The sequence below is a fragment of the Vibrio sp. 10N.222.46.A1 genome (genome assembly GCF_041473595.1).
Lineage (GTDB): Bacteria > Pseudomonadota > Gammaproteobacteria > Enterobacterales > Vibrionaceae > Vibrio > Vibrio tasmaniensis_A.
This window is the reverse complement of sequence record NZ_JBFRSN010001069.1, coordinates 1-1,469: the sequence shown is the minus strand read 5'-3', so window position 1 is coordinate 1,469 and position 1,469 is coordinate 1. Positions and strand designations below refer to the sequence as shown.

The window sequence follows — 1,469 nt, the reverse complement described above, 5'->3', positions numbered from 1 at the left end:
GCAACGGTCGACCGCGTGTTAGAAACACCGTTGAAAGAGTCGGCGGAGAAAGGTTTATTGGATGAGCACGGTGCCATCGTCACTTTGGGTTACGCGCTTAACCCTGATGGTTCTATGCATGAAATCTTGATTGAACGTCTTGAAACGACATTAGCAATGTCGAAAGCGAACCCAGACGCGATGATCGTGTTAACCGGCGGCGTGCCTAAGAACCATAAGACAGAAGGCAAGTTAATGGCGGATTGGCTTATCTCAAAAGGGGTAAGCAAAGACCGCATCGTTGAAGAGAACTACGCGACCAGCACGGTAGGTAATGCCATGTTCAGTAGCTATGCGCTTGCTCGTCATGATATTAAACATGCGACCATTATTAGCTCAGCGAGCCATGTTCGTCGTGGTCAAACTCTGTTTGAGATCGCTAGCTGGCAAACGGGTCCTCAGGGCATTACCTTCGATACGGTTTCTTACCCAGACAAGCCGCTAGAAGATCTTAAGAAAGCGAGCAGTGGTGAGCTATTAGGTATCTACCGTGATGCTCTAAGAACTTATGGCATGTGGAGCTACCGTTCTTACCCATTGGAATCTCGTTAAGCCCAAGCATTATTTGCGTTTGGGAAAAGCACAGTTCGCGTTAAACCAAAGCTTCACTTGTTAGTACAATCGAGCACAGCTAGATGGTATGCTGTGCTCCTACTTAATTTAGTGTTTCAAAGGCAAAAAAATGAACCCGATTTTAGCAATGTTGAAAGAGAACAATATTAGCGACGAGCAGATCAGCGAGATATTCAAGACGTTGACAGAGAACCCTCTTGCAGCAATGGCGACAATCAGCCAACTTGGTTTACCTCAAGACAAACTTCAAATGCTGATGGGTCAGGTAATGCAAAACCCTGCGCTAATCAAAGAAGCAGTTGAAGAGCTTGGCCTAGATTTTTCTAAGGTTGAAGCGGCTAAAGAGCAACTTCAAAAATAATCTAGTGTGATATGGCGATTGAGCTCATGAGCGATAGCCGGTTTGGCTAACGGCTCTTGGCAGCGCTAATTAGACTCTAATAAAAAGCCGTTTGAGCATTGTGATTGATGCTTGAGCGGCTTTTTTGATCGCCATTAGAATAGGTTAGGGTACTAACAAATGCCAACCCGAAGTGACTCATTTGTTCAAATCATGTAGTTTCGTGTTTTAACTCGTTCTGAACCGATCTACTCCGGCGTTGATTATGAAATCTAGCTTAAGCATTCGATCTTACACCAAGCAATTTAATACCCATGCCCATGATGACCATCATCAATTAGTATTGCCGATCCAAGGCAGTATTAATATCGAAATGGTGGGGTATGTCGGCAAAGTGGCCGTGGGCGAATGTGTGGTAATTCCGGTAACCACTGCGCATGCGTTTAAAGCGGATGAAGCCGCACGGTTTATTGTCGCGGATATGGCGGAGTTGCCGCAGCACTTGTTAGAGCATGAG

2 protein-coding genes and 1 pseudogene are annotated in these 1,469 nt (G+C 45.5%); all 3 read left to right on the top strand.

All coding sequences use genetic code 11. From position 1 onward, the window contains the following. On the top strand, positions 1-591 hold a 591-nt coding region (locus AB4496_RS23820), incomplete at its 5' end, for a YdcF family protein (RefSeq protein ID WP_372132232.1). Between the two features lie 130 nt (positions 592-721). Beyond that, positions 722-973, top strand: coding sequence for a DUF2999 family protein (locus tag AB4496_RS23815; RefSeq protein WP_009844829.1), 252 nt, complete (start codon positions 722-724; stop codon positions 971-973). Between the two features lie 244 nt (positions 974-1,217). Then, positions 1,218-1,469 (top strand): annotated as a pseudogene (locus AB4496_RS23810) (AraC family transcriptional regulator); the annotation flags it as partial.